This window comes from Marinihelvus fidelis (assembly GCF_008725655.1).
Taxonomy (GTDB): domain Bacteria; phylum Pseudomonadota; class Gammaproteobacteria; order Xanthomonadales; family SZUA-36; genus Marinihelvus; species Marinihelvus fidelis.
On record NZ_VYXP01000002.1, the window covers coordinates 467,899 to 486,000 of the forward strand.

At 68.4% G+C, this 18,102-nt stretch carries 9 protein-coding genes; 4 read left to right on the top strand and 5 right to left on the bottom strand.

The window, feature by feature from the left end:
* The 3 genes from ptsP to F3N42_RS03515 all read left to right on the top strand — a co-directional run bounded on the left by ptsP (window position 1) and on the right by F3N42_RS03515 (window position 5,626).
* Window positions 1-1,755 (top strand): phosphoenolpyruvate--protein phosphotransferase, encoded by a 1,755-nt coding sequence (gene ptsP, locus F3N42_RS03505; protein ID WP_150862989.1) that lies wholly within the window; start codon window positions 1-3, stop codon window positions 1,753-1,755.
* Between the two features lie 120 nt (window positions 1,756-1,875).
* Entirely contained in the window at window positions 1,876-3,240 is a 1,365-nt protein-coding gene (gene mgtE, locus F3N42_RS03510; protein WP_150862990.1) for a magnesium transporter, read from the top strand.
* A 10-nt stretch (window positions 3,241-3,250) separates the two neighbouring features.
* On the top strand, window positions 3,251-5,626 hold the full coding sequence (locus F3N42_RS03515; RefSeq protein WP_150862991.1) for a glycosyltransferase: 2,376 nt from the start codon (window positions 3,251-3,253) through the stop codon (window positions 5,624-5,626).
* Window positions 5,627-5,670: 44 nt separating this feature from the next.
* Here the strand turns inward: F3N42_RS03515 and tsaB are convergent, their stop codons facing one another.
* From tsaB to mrcB, 4 genes are read right to left on the bottom strand one after another with little or no spacing between them, the layout of a single operon-like run.
* Entirely contained in the window at window positions 5,671-6,372 is a 702-nt protein-coding gene (tsaB, locus tag F3N42_RS03520; protein WP_191621211.1) for a tRNA (adenosine(37)-N6)-threonylcarbamoyltransferase complex dimerization subunit type 1 TsaB, read from the bottom strand.
* A gap of 9 nt (window positions 6,373-6,381) precedes the next feature.
* On the bottom strand, window positions 6,382-8,313 hold the full coding sequence (locus tag F3N42_RS03525) for an ATP-dependent DNA helicase (RefSeq protein WP_150862993.1): 1,932 nt from the start codon (window positions 8,311-8,313) through the stop codon (window positions 6,382-6,384).
* 6 nt (window positions 8,314-8,319) lie between these two features.
* Window positions 8,320-8,853, bottom strand: a complete 534-nt coding sequence (locus F3N42_RS03530) for a tetratricopeptide repeat protein (protein ID WP_191621212.1) — start codon at window positions 8,851-8,853, stop codon at window positions 8,320-8,322.
* Window positions 8,840-11,251 (bottom strand): penicillin-binding protein 1B, encoded by a 2,412-nt coding sequence (gene mrcB, locus F3N42_RS03535; RefSeq protein WP_150862995.1) that lies wholly within the window; start codon window positions 11,249-11,251, stop codon window positions 8,840-8,842. The genes F3N42_RS03530 and mrcB overlap by 14 nt, the downstream gene beginning before the upstream one ends.
* 193 nt (window positions 11,252-11,444) lie before the next feature.
* Between mrcB and F3N42_RS03540 the strand changes: the two genes are divergently transcribed.
* A complete protein-coding gene (locus F3N42_RS03540) occupies window positions 11,445-15,875 on the top strand; it encodes a glycosyltransferase (RefSeq protein WP_191621213.1) in 4,431 nt (1,476 codons plus the stop codon).
* A gap of 18 nt (window positions 15,876-15,893) precedes the next feature.
* Here F3N42_RS03540 and F3N42_RS03545 read toward each other — a convergent pair whose 3' ends face one another.
* The gene (locus F3N42_RS03545) at window positions 15,894-18,092 is read right to left on the bottom strand and encodes a bifunctional (p)ppGpp synthetase/guanosine-3',5'-bis(diphosphate) 3'-pyrophosphohydrolase (protein ID WP_150862997.1); all 2,199 of its coding nucleotides are present in this window, start codon (window positions 18,090-18,092) and stop codon (window positions 15,894-15,896) included.
* Between the last annotated feature and the right edge of the window lie 10 nt (window positions 18,093-18,102).

Consider the following 18,102-nt stretch of genomic DNA (forward strand, 5'->3'; position numbering starts at 1 on the left):
ATGACCCTGGCGCTCTCCGGCCATCGCGTCGAGGACGGCATCGCCGTCGGCCGCGCCCACGTGCTGCAACGCAACGAGATCGAAATCGGTGAGTTCAAGATCGCCAGCCAACGGATTCCCACGGAAATCGAGCGCCTGCGCCAGGCCTTCGTCGATGCCCGCGCCAACCTCAGTGCCCTGGCCGAACGGCTGCAGGCCGCGGCCGGCGCCTCGGCCAGCGAAATCATCCGCACCCACGTGCTGATGCTGGACGACTCCAGCCTGCTGGACGGCGCCATTGACCATATCGAGAATGACCAGTGCAACGCCGAGTGGGCCATGCAGTTGCAGCTGGAAGCCCTGCTGGCGGAATTTCGCACCATCGACGATGACTATATTCGCAGCCGCGCCGACGACGCCGCGCAGGTCGTGCGCCTGGTACAGAAGACCCTCGCCGAGGAAGGCGGCGGCGAAGTCCTGGGTGACGTTCCCGACCGCCTGGGTCACACCCTGGTCATCGCCACGGAACTGACGCCCGGCGAGATGGCGGTGCTGCACGAGCGCGGTGTCGCCGGCGTAGTGACGGAGCACGGCAGCCCTTACTCGCACACCGCCATCCTGGCGCGCGGCATGGGCATCCCCACGGTCATGGGTGTGCGTCGAGCGCAGTCGCTGATTACCGAGGGCGAACAGCTGATCCTGGACGGCCATTACGGCGTGGTCTTCGCCGACCCGGAAGAATCCATCCTGCGGCACTACTTGCAGAAACAGTCGGAATCGGTACGCTTCCGCCAGGCGCTGGACACGCTGCGCGCCAGCCCGGCCGCCAGCATCGACCACTGCGAGATTGCCCTGCTGGCCAATGCAGAACGGCCGGACGACATGCGCCAGGCCCTGCAGGACGGCGCCTGTGGCGTCGGCCTGTACCGCAGCGAGTTCCTGTTCATGTCCGGCGAGCCGCCCGACGAAGAGCAGCAACTGGCTTACTACACCGAGGCCATCGAGGCCCTGGGTGGCGCGCCACTGACCATCCGCACGCTCGATATCGGCGCCGACAAGACCGCCCACCTGCTCGATTTCCAGGCCCTGCGCAGCAACCCCAATCCGGCGCTTGGGCTGCGCGCCGTGCGCCTGTGCCTGCGCGAGGTGGAGCTGTTCAAGATCCAGCTGCGGGCCATCCTGCGCGCCAGCGCGCGGGGGCCGGTTCGCATGCTGGTGCCGATGCTGACCACGGCCAAGGAAGCGCGCGCCGTGCGGGCGCTGCTCGACGAGACCCGAAGCGAGCTGGAGCGCGCCGGCCAGGCCTATGACGCCGGCATGCCCATGGGCGGCATGATCGAGGTGCCCGCTGCGGCCCTGAGCCTGGAGAGTTTCGCCGGCGAGCTGGATTTCCTCTCCATCGGCACCAACGACCTGATCCAGTACATGGTCGCCGCCGACCGCGTCGACGAGCACGTCGCGCACCTGTACGACCCGCAACACCCGGGCGTCATCCACCTGCTCGGGCACGTGTTCGAGACCGCCCACCGGCTGGATCTGCCGGTGGCCGTGTGTGGCGAGATTGCCGGCGACCGCCGTTACACCCGGCTACTGCTGGCGCTGGGCCTGACCGAGTTCAGCGTACAGCCGCGCGCGGTCCTGGAGGTCAAGAAAGTCATCAACGAAACCGATGTCGGACGCATGCGCGGTGCCATGGCGCGCTGGCGTGAGCAGGGCGAGGACCCGCGCTTCCCGACGCTGGTGCAGTACCTGGATCACGCCCAGCTGCACGGCTGATCCGTTCCTGCCAGGGCCAACCCATTGCGCCACGGTGCTTGGAAGGCCCGGCCCCTTCGCTGATAATAGGCCACTGAGGGCGCCCGCCAGCCGGTGGGCCGGTGCAACGGGGAGGCTCCCATGGGCGACAAGGTGTTGGAAGAAAAAATCGCCCGGCACCACGAGTCGCTCTCCGAGGCGCTCGGCAGCGGCACGCGGGCGCAGGTCCGCCAGCTGATCAACAATCTCTCGGCCGCTGAAATCGGCGACCTGCTGGAGTCCCTCCCCCCCGCCAAGCGTATCGCCGTCTGGGAACTGGTCGACACCGAACTCGACGGTGAAGTGCTGGTCGAGGTCAACGACGAGGTCCGCCAGGGCCTGATCCGCGGTACCGATGATGACGAGCTGGCCGCCGCGGTCGGCGACCTCGATATCGACGACCTGGCCGACATTCTCGACGACCTGCCCGACACGGTGATCCGCGAGGTCCTGTCGTCGATGACCCGGCAGGATCGTGAGCGCCTGCACCAGGTGCTGGCCTTCCCGGAGGATTCCGCCGGCGGCCTGATGGACCCGAACGTGCTGACCGTCCGTCGTGACGTCAGCCTGGAAGTGGTGCTGCGCTACCTGCGCGCCCGCGGTGAACTGCCCGACCTGCTGGACGTGCTGTTCGTGGTCAGCCGCGATGGCCGTTACCTGGGCGATATCCGCCTGTCCGACCTGCTGACCCAGGACCCGGACCGGCTGGTTTCCGAGTTGATGCAGCCCTCCCCCGCCGTGCTGCCGGTCGACATGCCGGCCGCACAGGTGGCCACCGAGTTCGAGCACCACGACCTGGTGTCGGCACCGGTGATCGACGCCGGCGGCCTGCTGGTCGGGCGCATCACCATCGATGACGTGGTCGACGTCATCCGCGAAGAGGCCGAGCACTCGGTCCTGACCATGGCCGGCCTGGACGAGGAAGACGACATGTTTGCGCCGGTGGTGAACTCCGCCCGCCGCCGCTGGATCTGGCTCGGCGTGAACCTGGTCACGGCGCTGCTGGCGGCGCTGGTGCTGTCCTGGTTCGAGCCGACCCTTGAGCAGATCGTCGCTACCGCGGTGATGTTCCCCATCGTCATGAGCATGGGCGGTATCGCCGGCACGCAGACGCTGACACTGATGATCCGCGGCATGGCCACCGGCCAGGTCAACGCCAGCAACATGGCCTTCATGTTCCGCAAGGAAATCGCCGTGGGCATCCTCAACGGGCTTGTGTTCTCGGTACTCATCGGCCTGATCGCCTGGCTGTGGTATCGCGACGTGGAACTCGGTTTCGTCATGGCGTTCGCGATCCTGCTCAACCTGTTCGCCGGTGCCATCTCCGGCGTGCTGATCCCGATCGCGCTGAAACGCATGTCCATCGACCCGGCGCTGGCCGGCGGCGTAGCACTGACCACGGTCACCGATGTGGTGGGCATCCTCAGCTTCGTCGGCCTGGCGACCTACATGATCATCGGCACCTGAACCGGCACCGATGCGCGTCCTGATCATCAGTCTCGAAGCGCCGCTGGACGACGGCCGGGTGGCCAGCGGCAATGCCGTCCGTACGCGCCAGCTCAGGCGCGCTCTGGAAGGCGCTGGACATGACACCACGCAGGCCTGGCTGGCGCCACGCGGGCAGCGGGCCGACGGCGCGTTCCACACCAGGGACCAGCTGGCCGGCATCATTCGCAGCGAACGCCCGGACGTGCTGCTGGTGGGCTGGTGGGAACTGCTGTCACTACTGCCCTACGAGCTGGACGCCCCGGTGGTGCTGGACTTCATTGCCCCCAGGCCGCTGGAGAGCCTGTTCGAAACGCCTGGGCGCGTGGCGGCCGAAATGGGTCGCCTGCGGCTGGCACTGCGGCGCGTCGACCTGGTGCTGGTGGGCACGGCCGGCCAGGCCGGCCTGCTCCACTACCCCCTGATCGAGGCCGGGTTCGACCTGCGCCAGGCCAACCCCGTGTGCGTGGTGCCGATGGCCGGTGATATCTGTCCAGGCCAGCCGCCGGAACCGGGCACCGCGCCGCTGACCCTGGTTGCCGGGGGCGTCGACTGGCCGTGGCGCGACGCCGGTGACTATCTCGACGCGATCGAGGCCGCCGTGGCCGGCTCGGATGGCCGGCTGGCCCTGGTACGACTGGGTGACCAGGGCCCGGACGGCCGTGCGGGCCTGCTCAGCCACGGCGACTACGAGGCCCTGCTGTCCGGCCAGGCGCATATCGGCGTGGAACTGGGCCATGCCAACATCGAACGCCGCCACAGCCTGTCGTTTCGCGCCATCGACTTCCTGCGACACGGCCTGCCGCTGTTGTGCAGCGACCACCTGCCCATCGCCCGGTGGGTCGAGGCCTATGATGCGGGCTGGGTGGTCAGCGACCCGGCCGATATCGCAGCCATCCTGGAAAGGCTGCGGCGCGACCCCGAAGCATGGCGCCGCTGCCGCGACAACGCGCTGCGCCTGGCCACCGAGAGGTTCGAACCGGACACCGCGGCCGCGCCGCTACTGCGCTGGATGGCGTCGCCGCGGCCCGCGCCCCGGCTGGCCGTGCATGGCGTGGCGGAAGCCGACCCGCCGGTGATCGGCGTGCCGCCATTACGTGAACGCCTGGCCCGCCGCTACCGGCTGGCCCGGCGCGTGCTGCTGGCGCGGATGCTGGGGCGCAAGCCATGTGGCGATGCCATCGTCATGGTCACGCGCAGCGACCTGTTTCCCACCGACCACGGCGCGGCCGTCAAGATCGTCGAGACGGCTCGTGGCCTGGCCTCGCATGACCGCGAGGTCGCCCTGGTCACCGATGACCGCAAACACTGGTTGCGGGTGAGTGAGGACGGCCACTTCGAGAAAGTCCGCTACCCCTGGTGGCTGAAACTGTTCGCGCGGCCGCTGCCCTGGGTCAAGCTGGACCACTACACCCGCGACATTCCGGAGAGCAACGCCTTCCTGTACCTGCCGATGACCGACGGCAGCTGGTTCTGGCGCGTACTGCATGTCGCCGGCCGGACCGGCGCCGGCGTACTGCAGGCCGAATTCCCCGCCTACGCCTTGCCCTGCCGCCAGGCCGCCGATGTGCTGGGCGCCGCCACCGTGCTGGTCGAGCACAATGTCGAGTACGCACGCCTGCGCGACCAGGTGCCCGAGCTCAGCGACGACCAGTTCCGGCGCCTCCGGGCCATCGAGATCGACCTCTGCAACCGTGCCGACGCGGTGATCTGCGTGTCCGACAACGACCGCCAGCGGCTGGCCGAAGACGGTGTTCACCCGGGCCTGCTACACACGGTGCCGCATGGCATCAACCTGGTTGCCTTCGACAGCGCGGTCGCGGCGCCCGCCCGGTCGCAGTTCGGTATCCCGGATCACGCGTTGCTGATGGCTTACCACGGCACCTTCGCCTATCCGCCCAACCGCGATGCGCTGCAGATGTTCGCCGACGAGATCCTGCCGCGGCTGCAGGCGGAGGGCATCGACGCCCACGTGCTGGCCATCGGCCACTCGCCACCCAGCGGCCTGCACCCGAAGATTCACTGCACCGGTAGTGTCGAGACCGTGCCCCCCTGGCTGAAGGCCGCCGACATGGCCGTGGTGCCCCTGCGCGACGGCGGCGGCACGCGCATGAAAATCGTCGATTGCTTTGCCGCGGGGCTGCCGGTGATCAGTACCGCCAAGGGTATCGAGGGGATCCCGGTCGTCGATGGCCGCGAGGCGATGGTTCGTGATGAATGGGATACGCTGTGCGCCGCTGTGGCCAATGTCGCCGCCGACCCGGCACTGGCCGAACGCCTGCGCTCGGGCGGCCGGGCACTGGCCGAATCCCTGGACTGGAGCGAGATCGCCCGCCGATACCTGGCGATCCAGTCGACCCTGCGCTAATCCAGCCTGCAAGCGCTACTCGCGCGCAAGGATTCCCGCGAATCTCAGGCCGGGCGCCGGCCCTCACCGGGCTTGTCAGCCACCTTGTCACGCAGGTACACGGGCTGCGCCTGCTCGGCGGGCAGGCCGTGACTGGCCTCCAGCCAGGGCTCCGCGAGCGCCGCAATGACGGCGGCATCCGGCCAGTGGTTCACCCGCAACGGCTGGTTGGCTGCGGCGGTGGCGAGTTCCGGGTAACGCTCGAAGCCATTACCGAAGGCCGCGTCGCCATCGGCCAGCAGACCGGCGGCAACGGCCGGCGCGCACACCTGTTCGGCCCCGACCGGCAGCATCCAGCCATCGACCTGCTCGAAGCGTGCGGCAAAGACCTCGTCCATGCGCGCGTCCATGGCCACGACACAGGCCCGGGCGTTGCCGCCATCCTCGATCACCTGCCGCAGCGAACGCTGGGCAGTGGCCTGCAGGGATGACACCGGCACCACCGGCAGGTCGGCGCCCCAGGCCAGGCCCTGGACCACGCCGATGCCGATACGCAGGCTGGTGAAACTGCCGGGCCCGCGACTGAACGCCACCGCGTCCAGCGCCGGCAGCGCCAGGCCGGCATCCGCCAGCAGCGCCTGCACCCAGGGCAGCAGCCGCTCCGCGTGCCCGCGCGGCGCATGCTCGTAGCGCTGCAGCACCTGGCCGTCCAGGGACAGGGCGACGGAGCAGGACTCAAACGCGGTTTCAATGGCAAGCAGTTTCATGTTCAGTCCTCAGGAGGCCGCCGCCGCGACCCCGGGTGTGGCAAAAAAATCGATGACCTCGTCCACCGTGTCGGTGCGCCGCATCGGCGGCAGGCTGTGCAGGAAAGCGGCGCCGTAGCCCTTCGTCGTCAGGCGCGGGTCGCAGACCACCAGCACGCCACGATCGGCGACATCCCGGATCAGCCGCCCGGCGCCCTGTTTCAGTGCGATCACGGCGCGCGGCACGGCCAGGTCCATGAACGGGTTGCCACCCTCGTCACGCAGGCGCGCGCTCTGCGCCTCCATCACCGGGTCATCCGGCGCGGCGAAGGGCAGTTTGTCGATCACCACCAGTGACAGCGCCTCGCCCATCACGTCCACGCCTTCCCAGAAACTGGCGGTGCCCAGAAGCACGCCGTTGCCGGATTCGCGGAACGATTTCAGCAGGCTGCTGCGCGGTGCCGTGCCCTGCACGAACAACGGGAAGTCGACCCGTTGCGCCAGCCAGTGTGCCGCCGCCTGCAACGCGCGATGCGAGGTAAACAGCAGGAAAGCACGGCCCTGACTGGCCTGCAGCGCGGGTTCCACCGTCTCCAGCACGGCCTCGGTGTAACCCGGGTGATTGGGCTGCACGCGCAGCGCCGGCGTCCACAGCAAGGCGTTGTTCGGGTAATCAAACGGCGAGCCCAGCGCCAGCGTCGTGGCGTCGTCCAGCCCCATCTCGCGGGTGAAATGGCGGAAGTCGCCGTTAACAGCCAGCGTCGCCGACGTAAACACCCAGGCGGCATCGAGCTCATCGCGGTAGCCGGTGAAGGCCTCGGACACATCCAGCGGCGTGATATGCAGGCCAAAGCCGCGGCCCCGGCGCTCGAACCAGCGCACTTCGCCGGCGCCGGCCGAATCGAGCCGGTCGAACTTGGCCTGCATTTCGTCGCGGCGGTCGGCGCAGCCGTCCAGGCCGCGGCTGACACCCTCCAGCCCCGCCAGCGGCGCGGCCAGGTCGGCGACGGCCTGGTCCAGGCCCTGCAGGGCCTCGCGAATCTCGGCGTGCTCCAGCAGCCGGTGCCAGGGCCCGCGGTCGGGCAGGCGTTCGGCCAGGCTCGCCCGAAGAACTGCGAGCGCGTCCTTGCAGGCCGCCACTTCCGTCCGCACCGCGCCCAGCGCGCCGGGCACTTCGCCAGCCTCGGCCAGGATGTCCTTGCACAGGTCGTCGACCTGGCGCGCGGTCAGGCTGACGCCAAAGAACCGCGACGCCAGTTCCGGCGCCTGGTGTGCCTCGTCGACCACGAACAATTCGGCGCCGGGCAGGACCTCGCCGAAGCCTTTCTGCTTCAGCGCCATGTCGGCGAACAGCAGGTGATGATTGACCACGACGATGTCCGCCTCCTGGGCGCGGCGGCGCGCGCGGGCGACATGGCAGTCGTCATAGTCGGGGCACTTGGTGCCCAGGCAATTCTCGTTGGTGGAGGTCACCAGTGGCCACAGGGCGCTGTCTTCGGGCAACACGTCGGCTACCGACAGGTCGCCGTCGCGGGTGCGGCTGGACCAGTCGACTACGCGCTGCAATTGCGCCGGGGCCTCGCGGCTGGGGAATTCGCCGCGCTCGCGGGTCAGTTCCATGCGGTGCAGGCACAGGTAGTTGGCGCGGCCCTTCAGCAACGCCGCCTTCGGGCGCTTGCCCAGGGCCTCGGCCACCAGCGGCAGGTCACGGAAAAACAGCTGGTCCTGCAGGGTCTTGGTCCCGGTCGACAGGATCGCCCGGCTGCCGCTCTCAATGACCGGCACCAGGTAGGCCAGGGTCTTGCCGATACCGGTACCCGCCTCGGCCACCAGCACGCCGCCGTCGGCCAGCGTGTCCTCGATCGCCTCCGCCAGTTCGATCTGCGCCGCGCGCGGTGCGAATGCGGTCAGGCGCTGCGACAGCGGCCCCTCGGCGCCCAGTAACGCGGCGCTAGCACCCATGCCGGCTCAGAGACCCTGCGGCTTGGTGACCATGCACTGGTCGGCGCGACCACTGGCCTCGCGGGCGCCGGCGTTGTCGCCCAGTTGCTCACGGGCCAGGCCGATGGTGCGCCAGTTACGGGCGCAAATCTCGCCCACGCGGGGGCCGATGTCGAACGAGCGCGTGGCGAAACTCAGCGCCTGCGCGTAGTCCTGCTTCTGCACCTGTACCTCGGCCATGTGCTGCAGCAACTCGGGGTCACGCGGCTGGATACGCAGCGCGCGCTCCAGCAGGATGGCCGCCTGGTCGTAGTTGCCGGACTGCTCGGCCCGATCGGCCTGGCTGGTCAGTTCGGCCACCGCCGGGTTTTTCAGCGGGTAGACCTGCACGCCGGCGCTTTCCGCCTTCGCGGGCGCACGCACTTCGGCATCGACATCACGCTCTTCGATAGGCGCGGGCGTGCTGCGCCCACCGGCGCAGGCCGTCAGCAGCAGGGCCAGGGCAACCAGGCCGGCGCCATTGCGCAGCGGCCGCAGCGGGAATGCTTCAATCCTTGTCAAACCATTTCCTCCAGAAACTCTTTTCTTCCTCGGATTCGTATCGACCACCGCAGGAGACTGCGGTCGCGGGCTCGGAGCCGGCCACGAACGGCATCTGGATCGCGCCATCACAGCCCTCCTCGCTGAGCGTATTGGCCACCGGGTCCACCCAGCGCCACGACGCCCCTTCGGGCAGGTCAAAACTGACGGGATCCACGGGGAGTTGGCGGAACAATCCGGCCCAGACACGCATGGCCGCGTTGGCGCCGGTGACGCCCGCGGGCCGGTTGTCATCCAGGCCCACCCAGGCCACGCCGACCAGGTCCCGAGTATATCCGACAAACCAACTGTCCCGGCGTTCATTCGTGGTGCCGGTCTTGCCCGCCATGCCTTCGGCGCCGACCAGTGCGGGCAAGGCGCTGGCCGTGCCGTCGGTAACCACGCGGGTCAGGCCGTAGTTGAGCACGGCGATGGCGTCGCGGCGCGCCTGCGGGGTCAGTCGCAGCGGGTAGCGGTTCAGGGTTTCACCCGCCGGCGTCTGCACCGCGGTCACCGCGCGCAGCGGCACGCTGTAGCCGCCGGCGGCGATGGACTGGTACAGCTGCGTCACTTCCAGCGGCGTCAGTTCCACCGCGCCCAGGAAGGTCGATGGCACCGCCGGCACCGGGTGTTCGATGCCCAGGCGCTGCAGGCGCGTGACCAGGTGGTTGACGCCAATCTGCATGCCCAGCCGCACGGTCGCCTGGTTGTAGGACCGCGTCAGCGCCTCCAGCAGGCTCACTTCGCCGTGCGATTGCTTGTCGTAGTTGTCCGGGGTCCAGCGGCTGCCGTCGGGTTGCACCAGGGAAATGGGCTCATCCTCGATCCGGGTCAGCCAGCTGTAGCTTTGCGGGTGCTCCAGCGCCAGCAGGTACACCAGCGGCTTGATCACCGAGCCCACCTGGCGCCGCGCATTAAGCGCGCGATTGAAGCCGCGGCGGTTCGGGTAGCGGTCACCCACCAGCGCACGAACCTCGCCGCTGTCGACGTCGGCCAGTACCAGCGCGCCCTGCAGGTCGTTGGGCAATCCGCGCGAGCCCAGGTCATCCAGGCCGCGGCTGACGGCGTCCTCGGCCGCGGCCTGCGCCGACGGTGCCAGCGTGGTGAAGATCCTCAACCCCTCGCTACGCAGGTCGTCCTCGCGATAGTCACGCTGCAGCTGGTCCCGCACCAGGTCGACAAACGCGGCGTAACGGTTGCGCCCAAAGCCGGGGGTGTCGGTCACGCCCAGTGGCCGCGCCTTCCAGCGGGCCGCCTCGTCGGCGGCAAGCAGGCCGGTTTCGGCAAAGACATCCAGCACCCGGTTGCGCCGCTCCAGCGCCCGCTCCGGGTTGCGACGCGGGTTGTAGTACGAGGCGCCGCGAACCAGCCCCACCAGCAGGGCCACCTGGTCCGGTTGCAGCGTGTCCAGCGGCTGGCCGAAGTAGTACTCGCTGCCGCGGGCGAAGCCATGGATGGCTAGGTTGCCCTGCTGGCCCAGGAACACCTCGTTCAGGTAGGCCTCGAGGATATCGGCCTTGTCGTAATGCCACTCCAGCAACAGCGCCATCAGCGCCTCGTTGATCTTGCGCGGCAGGGTCCGCTCATTGCTGAGGTAGAAATTCTTGACCAGCTGCTGGGTCAGCGTGCTGCCGCCCTGCACTGCGCCGCCGGCGCGCAGGTTGGCCCACATCGCCCGCGCGATACCCCGCGGATCAACGCCGTAATGGTGCTTGAACTGGCGGTCCTCGACCGCCTGCAGCCCGGTGACCAGCAATTCGGGGACATCGGCCAGTGACACCAGCGACCGGTCTTCCTCGTGCAGCGGGTAGATGGACGCGATCTCGGCCGGGTCCAGCCGCACCAGCCCCAGCTCGGCGCCACCGGCGGGTGACGCCAGGCCCGTCACCTGGCCATCGGCGACGCTGACGCGGAAGCGCAGCGCTTCCTGCACCCCGTCGTCAAAACGAAACTGGCGGCGATGAATCTCGAAACGGCCGCCGGCGCTGCTGAATTCGCCGGGGTCGTCCGGGTTGTCCACGCGCCGGTAACCGGCGGCATCCAGCTCGCGCTGCAGGGCCCCGGGTGACAGGCGCAGGCCGGAATAGAGGCTCAGCGGCCGCGCATACACGCGGCTGGGCAGGTCCCATTTTCGGCCCTCGAACTCGGCCACGACCACGTGGTTGAGCCAGAGTGTCCACGGAATGAGCAGCCCCAGCCCCAGGCCGATGGCCAGCAGGCCCCAGCGCCACAGTCGCGCCAGCAGCCCCGGGCGCTTCTTCGCCGGTGCCGCCTTGCGGCCGGGTCGCCTGGCTTTTCGTGTCGTGCCGGTGCTGCCGTGTTTGGACGCGGTCTTTTTTCCGGTCTTCTTTCGGGTTCCGGAGGTTTTCTTATTGGCCATGTGTCAGGGTGTTCTCGCGGGTGACAAGCGGGTCCCCAGCGACCATAATGGCCCGGTTTCAGCCGCCACCCATGCGTGTAGATAAAGGGAACGTGGGCCCATTCTAGCCAGCCCGCGCCCCTGTGCGCCATCACCCGATATGCCCGAATCCGACCATTCCATTGACGCCGCCCCCAACGCGAGCGCCCTGCCAGTGATTTTCATCCACGGCGGCGGCCAGGCCGTGACTGCCCCCATGGTGGAGGCGCTGTCAGCGCTTGGTGTCGAGGTCTTCAGCACGGACGGTGTGGGATGTTCGACCGCAACCGGCATCAGCGCCAGCTCGCTTTCCGACCTTTGCGCCCACATCGGCCAGGTTGCCCCGGGGCGTGGCCTGGTGATCATGACCGCCGGCCTGCAGATCGATGCCCATTTGCTCGAAACCGTTGCCGCGGAGCTGGACCGGAGTAGCGAACAGTTGCAGGTGGCCACCGCGTTCAGCAACGCCAGGCCTGGGCTGAACCCATACGCCGGCCTGCCGGGCGTTGATGAACTGGACGATGCGGCCGCGCCGATCGCCCTGTTGTCGCGTCCACGCCGCTACCGCCTGAATGAGTGGCCCACGCACTTTGCTGCGCTTTCCGCTGCCGCCGTCAGGCAACTCGCTGAACCCGGAACGGATACCCGGACCGCTGTAGGTCGGCTGAATCGCGCCGGGGGCACCCTGGAACTGTTCGAATCATGGTTCGTTCGCGACACGGCGCGCCCACTGTCACGCGGGCATGACCTGGAGCCGCACGAAACACCCCGGGCCGCCGCCTGGGGGCACCTGGGCGAACGGTTGCGCGCCTGGGCAGGAGCCGACCAGCTCCTGGACCTGCCCTTGCCCGGACAGCCGTGCCCAACAACGCTCCACATCACCCACAGCTGGGGCGGCGGCGTGGCCACCTGGGTTGCCGCGATGATCCAATCGGATGATGGCGTGCACCTGCAGCTGCGTTCCGAGGCCGCCGAGAGTGGCCAGGGCGCGGGGCAGAAACTGGGCTTATACCTGGGTAACCGCCTGGCGGTTGCGCTTGACGAGTGGTGGTTACAACCCGCGGTTCATGTCACTGACACGAACAATCCCCAGTACCGGGCGATCCTTGACGACATCATGCGGCGCTTCGGCATCGACCGGGTCATCATCTCGTCGCTGGTGGGCCACAGCCTGGACGCGTTCGACACCGGCCTGCCCACGATCCAGGTGCTGCATGACCATTTTCCGGCCTGGCCACTGCTGGCCGTACACCCGAACCAGTATGACGGCGACCTGGAAGCCGCACTGGAAGACCCACGGGCGACAGAGCCATTTGGCGCCATCCCTGCCGAGGACTGGCGGGACCTGGCCTGGGCCTACGCGCAATGCTCCAAAACGGCCACGCTGGTCGCCCCCAGCCAGTCGGTCGTGGACATCCAGTCCAGCCTCGACGCGACATGGGCAAAGCGCGATATCCGCGTCATCGGACACGGCATGCCGCCGCTGCCCGGCGCCGCGCCAGTCGCACCCAGGGACCGGAGCGACGGCCGCCTGCGGCTGGTGGTTGCCGGCCGGGTACAGGATGGCAAAGGCGCCCGCCTGCTCGAACAGGCGATTGCCCCCCTGACAGCACTGGCGCAGGTGTACCTTGTTGGCACGGGTAAGGGCGGCGAGCGATTTTTTGGTCGCGCCGGCGTCAACGTGATCATTGATTATCGGCGTGAAGACCTGCCCACGCTGATGGCGGATATTGGCCCACACCTGGCGTTGTTGCCTTCGGTGGTGCCAGAAACATTCAATTACACGCTCTCGGAATTGCAGGCCCTGGGTATTCCCACACTGGCGACGCGCCTGGGCTCTTTCCCGGAGCGAATCATTCACGGGGAGACGGGCTGGCTGTTCAGACCCAGTGCCGACGACCTGGTTGAGCAACTCGAGTCGCTGGCGGCGGACCGATCGGCGATTGACGCCGTACGCGCCAATCTTGTCAACGTTTCGCCAACGACGATGACGACCATGGTCGCCGACTATCGCGCGTTGCTGCCGGCGAGCATGCCAAGCCACCATGAGCGCTCAACCCGCCCAGCGACACCTGCAGACATCGAGGCCGGCGCGTGGCGAGACCTGGCGGGCCGCCGTTCTGCAGACATCGCCTCAACGGAATCAGAACGCCAGGCCCTCGCGGACGAAGTCAGGCAGCGCACGGCCTGGGCGGAAACCGAGAAACGCCAGCGCGCGGCCGAAGCCGTATTGTTCAAGAAGCAGATCGCCGAGTTGCAGGCACAACTTGATACCCGTGCGCGCCAGGTCGCCGAGGCGGAAGATGAACTCATCACCCGCGCCCGTCACATTGAATTCCTGGACAGGGATATCGTTCGCCTGACCCAGTCTCTGGAACAACTGCGCGACGAGCACGCCGCCGTTCTGGGCAGCCACAGCTGGCGCCTGACCGCACCGCTGCGGGTTAGCCGCCGGGTGCTGGCCAACGCCAGGCGCGCCCGGGCCTGGAATCCCGCGCGCTGGCCGTGGCTGACGGCGCAGCTGTGGCGCAACCTGTCGACGGCCGGCCTGGGCGGCACCCTGCGGCGGATGCAGCATTTCGAGTCGCGCCCTGCCCCCGTGATTGCCCCGCCGACCGTGAAACCGCTGCGGCCCGTGACCGATACCAGTCAGCCTGTTACCGCACCGGCGGCCGTGCCCTGCAGCGACACGCCCAGGGTCAGCATCATCATCCCGGCCTACCGGCATTTCGAGGCCACGGCGGCCTGCCTGGCCAGCCTGGCGGAGACGCGGTGTGATGCCGCCATCGAGATCATCGTCGCCGACGATGCGTCCGGCGATGACAGTGTCGATAAACTGGCCGGGGTTGAAGGCCTGCGGCTGATTGCCGCCGAAGACAACCTGGGCTTTATCGGCAACTGCAACCGCGCCGCCGAGCAGGCGCGCGGCGAGTTTGTCTGCTTCCTGAACAATGACACTGAGGTGCTGGACGGCTGGCTGGATGCCCTTCTGGACACCTTCGAGCGCTTTCCGGACACCGGCATCGCCGGCGCCCGACTGGTTTACCCGGACGGCACGCTGCAGGAGTGCGGTGGGCTGATCTTCAGCGACGGATCCGGCTGGAACTACGGCCGTGGTGACGACCCGTCGCGGCCCGAGTACCAGTACCCCCGCGAATGCGACTACGTGTCCGGCGCCTGCCTGCTGGTCCACCGCGACCTGTGGCAGGAGCTCGGCGGCTTCGACAGCCACTATGCGCCGGCCTATTACGAGGACACCGACCTGGCCTTCCGTGTGCGTGAGCGCGGCCTGAAGGTCTACGTGCAGCCGGCAGCCACGGTGATTCACCACGAAGGCGTCAGCTCCGGTACCGATATCGGCAGCGGCGTGAAGCGCTACCAGGCCGTCAACCGGGAGAAGTTCCTGGAGCGCTGGGCGGACGAACTCGCGCAGCTGCCGGCGCCGCTGTCCGGGCCCGAAGACCGCGCCGGCCTGCGCCGCGCCCGCGACCACCGCCTGCGCGGCCGGGTGCTGCTGGTGGACGCCTACACCCCGGAACCGGACCAGGATTCCGGCAGCGTGCGCCTGACCGCGCTGATGCGCTGCCTGCGGGACATGGGCTACGGCGTCACCTTCTTCGCCGACAACCGCGCCCACGCCGGGCGCTACACCCAGGCCCTGCAGGCCGACGGCATCGAGACCTGGTACGACCCCTGGCTGCGCTCGCCGGGCGACTTCCTGCGCGAGCACGGCGCAGACTTCGGCCATATCATCGTCAGCCGGCATTACGTGGCCGTGCATTACCTGGCGGCCTGTCGCAAATGGGCGCCAGGGGCGAAGTTCATCTTCGACACCGTCGACCTGCACTACCTGCGCGAGCAGCGACTGGCGGAGCTTGAGGACAGCACCGCGCTGAAGCAAACGGCGCGCATGACCCGGCGCGCCGAACTGGCGGTTATCCGTGATGCGGATGCCACCATCGTCGTCAGCGATGTCGAACGCGGCGTGCTGGCCGAAGACGCGCCGGGCTGCCCGGTGTTCATCCTCTCCAACATCCACGAGGTGCGCGGCCACGGTGCCGGCTTCGAGGCGCGCGAAGACCTGTACTTCGTCGGCGGCTACCAGCATCCGCCCAACATCGACGCGGCGACCTGGTTCGTCGAGGACATCTGGCCACGGGTGCGCGCCGAGCTGCCCGATGTGCGCTTCCACCTGGTCGGCTCCAAGGCCACACCGGAAGTCGAGGCGCTGGGCACCCACGAGGGCGTCCGTTTCCATGGCTTCGTGGACTCGCTGGACCCGTTCCTGGACGGCTGCCGGCTGTCTGTGGCACCTCTGCGCTACGGCGCGGGCGTCAAGGGCAAGGTCAACCAGGCCATGGCCCATGGCCAGCCGGTGGTGGCCACGTCGGTGGCGATCGAGGGCATTCATGCCGAAGACGGGCGTGACGTGCTGGTCGCCGACGATGCCGAGGCGTTCGCGGCAGCCGTAGTACGGCTCTACCGCGACCCGTCGCTGTGGCAGTCCGTCGCCGACGGTGGCATCGCCAATGTCGAGGCCAACTTCAGTACCGAGGCCGCCCGGCGCGACGTGGAAACGCTGTTCGGCGCCCTGGACAAGGCCTGAGCCTGCCGGGCAGGACGCTTAACCCGGGTCCTTACGCGCGGCCGGCGGCTCGCGCAGACGGCGCGCCTCGATCACGTTGCGAACACCCGACAGGCGGCTCAGCAACTCGCTGAGCTGCTCGTAGCCACGCACATCCACCTGCATGCGGATCTCCGACATGTCGCTGTCGCGGTCGCGGTGGCCATCGATATCCATGACCGTGGCCTCGGCCGAGGACATGACCGCGGAGATGTCACGAAACAGCTCGCGACGGTGATAGGCGCGCACCAGGATGTCCGCGCGGTAGCGATGGTCGGACTTCTGCCCCCAGCGCACCTGCAGTAACCGGTGCGGCTCCTGGGCCTGCCAGCGCAGCACATTGGCGCAGTCGTCGCGATGGATGGTTACGCCGCGACTGCGGGTGATATAGCCGACCACGGAGTCCCCCGGCAGCGGCTGGCAGCACCGCGCGATGGTCGTCATCAGGTTGCCGACCCCCTCGATGACGATGCCACCTTCACCGCCGGCCCGGGCGCTGGTACGGGCGCGCTTGGACGGCTTGCTGAGCAGGTCCTCGGCCGTGGTCTCCACGTCCACCGTGCGCTGGCGCTCGGCCGCGCTGGTCACCTGGGCGACGGTCAGGTCGCCATTGCCGACGGCGGCGTAGAGGTCGTCCAGCGACTTCAGCCCGAAGCGCTCCGGCACTTCGGCCAGGTCGGCCACGGCCAGGCCCATGCGTTTCAGGTCACCCTCGACCAGCTCGCGGCCCTGGGCCAGGTTCTCCTCGTGTGATTCCTTCTTGTACCACTGCCGCACTTTGCTGCGGGCGCGGGCGCCGTTGATGTAGCCCATGCGCGGGTTCAGCCAGTCACGGCTGGGCCGGGCCTCCTTCGCGGTCAGGATTTCCACCCGGTCGCCGTTCGACACCTGGTGCGTTAGCGGCACGATGCGGCCGTTGACCTTGGCGCCACGGCAGCGGTGCCCCACCTCGGTATGCACGTGGTAGGCAAAATCCAGCACGGTGGAGCCCTGCGCCATGTCGATGACCTCGCCGCGCGGGGTCAGCACGTAGACCCGGTCCTCGGTGGTCAGTGAGCGGAAGCCTTCCAGCAGCGATTCGTCATCCAGCGCGCCATCATCGCCGTCGAGCAGCTGGCGCATGGCGGTGACCTTGCGCTCGAAGGCAGGGTCGCTGGGGCCGCCTTCCTTGTAGCGCCAGTGCGCGGCCACGCCCAGCTCCGCGTGCTCATTCATGTCGTGGGTGCGGATCTGCACCTCCACGGCCTTGCCCTCGGGTCCGACAACGGCGGTGTGCAGCGACTGGTAGTTGTTGCCCTTGGGCGTGGTGATGTAATCGTCAAACTCGCCGGGGATGGGCTGCCAGTGCGTATGCACCAGGCCGAGAACGCTGTAGCAGGCCGGCAGGTCGTCGACCAGCACCCGCACGGCGCGCAGGTCGAACAACTCGTGGAAATCCAGGCCCTTGCGTTGCATCTTCTTCCAGATGCTGTAGATGTGCTTGGGCCGCCCGACCACTTCGCCCTTGATACCGGCCTCGGTGATCACGGCCTGCAGCCGGTCGATGAACGTGGCGATAAAGCGCTCGCGGTCGGCCCGGCGCTCGGCCACCTGTTTGGCCACGCGCTTGTAGGCCTCGGGCTCCTGGAACCGGAACGCCAGGTCCTCCAGCTCCCATTTCAGCTGCCAGACACCCAGGCGGTTGGCCAGCGGCGCGTGGATCAGCATGGTCTCCCGGCCGAGCTCGGCGGCGCGCTCCGGGTCGTCCTTGGCGGTCCTTAACTGCACCAGCTGCCAGGCCAGCGCGATCAGCACCACGCGCACATCGACCACCAGTGCCAGCAGCAGGCGTCGCAGGCCCTCGGCGCTGCGCCCGGTGCTGCCGACCGCGGTTTCCGACTGCACCTGATGCAGTCTCGACAGGCTGTCGAGTTGCTGCTGGACGCCTTCGGGCAACTGCCCCTGCCAGCGGGCCATGTCCTCGCCATGGCGGCCGGCGATAAACAGCATGGCGCTGCACAGGGTGCGCGGGTCGGCGGCCAGGCCGGCCAGTTCGTGCAGCAGCGGCTCGAGTTCTTCCAGCGCGGCGGCGCCCTTCAGCCCCTGTCCGGCCAGCCCGTCGAACAGGCTCAGCGCGTCGTCGGCCGGCATACCGGCTTCACGGTGATAGCGGTCCAGCCAGTCGCGCACCCGGGCGCGTGTGTCGGCAACGGCGGTCATACCCAAAGAA

Excerpts from the sequence above, each read along its gene's own strand:
- mrcB (WP_150862995.1), bottom strand. The coding sequence starts at position 11,251 with ATGGCCAATAAGAAAACCTCCGGAACCCGAAAGAAGACCGGAAAAAAG.
- F3N42_RS03525 (WP_150862993.1), bottom strand. The coding sequence starts at position 8,313 with ATGGGTGCTAGCGCCGCGTTACTGGGCGCCGAGGGGCCGCTGTCGCAG.
- mgtE (WP_150862990.1), top strand. The coding sequence starts at position 1,876 with ATGGGCGACAAGGTGTTGGAAGAAAAAATCGCCCGGCACCACGAGTCG.
- tsaB (WP_191621211.1), bottom strand. The coding sequence starts at position 6,372 with ATGAAACTGCTTGCCATTGAAACCGCGTTTGAGTCCTGCTCCGTCGCC.
- ptsP (WP_150862989.1), top strand. The coding sequence starts at position 1 with ATGACCCTGGCGCTCTCCGGCCATCGCGTCGAGGACGGCATCGCCGTC.
- F3N42_RS03545 (WP_150862997.1), bottom strand. The coding sequence starts at position 18,092 with ATGACCGCCGTTGCCGACACACGCGCCCGGGTGCGCGACTGGCTGGAC.
- F3N42_RS03515 (WP_150862991.1), top strand. The coding sequence starts at position 3,251 with ATGCGCGTCCTGATCATCAGTCTCGAAGCGCCGCTGGACGACGGCCGG.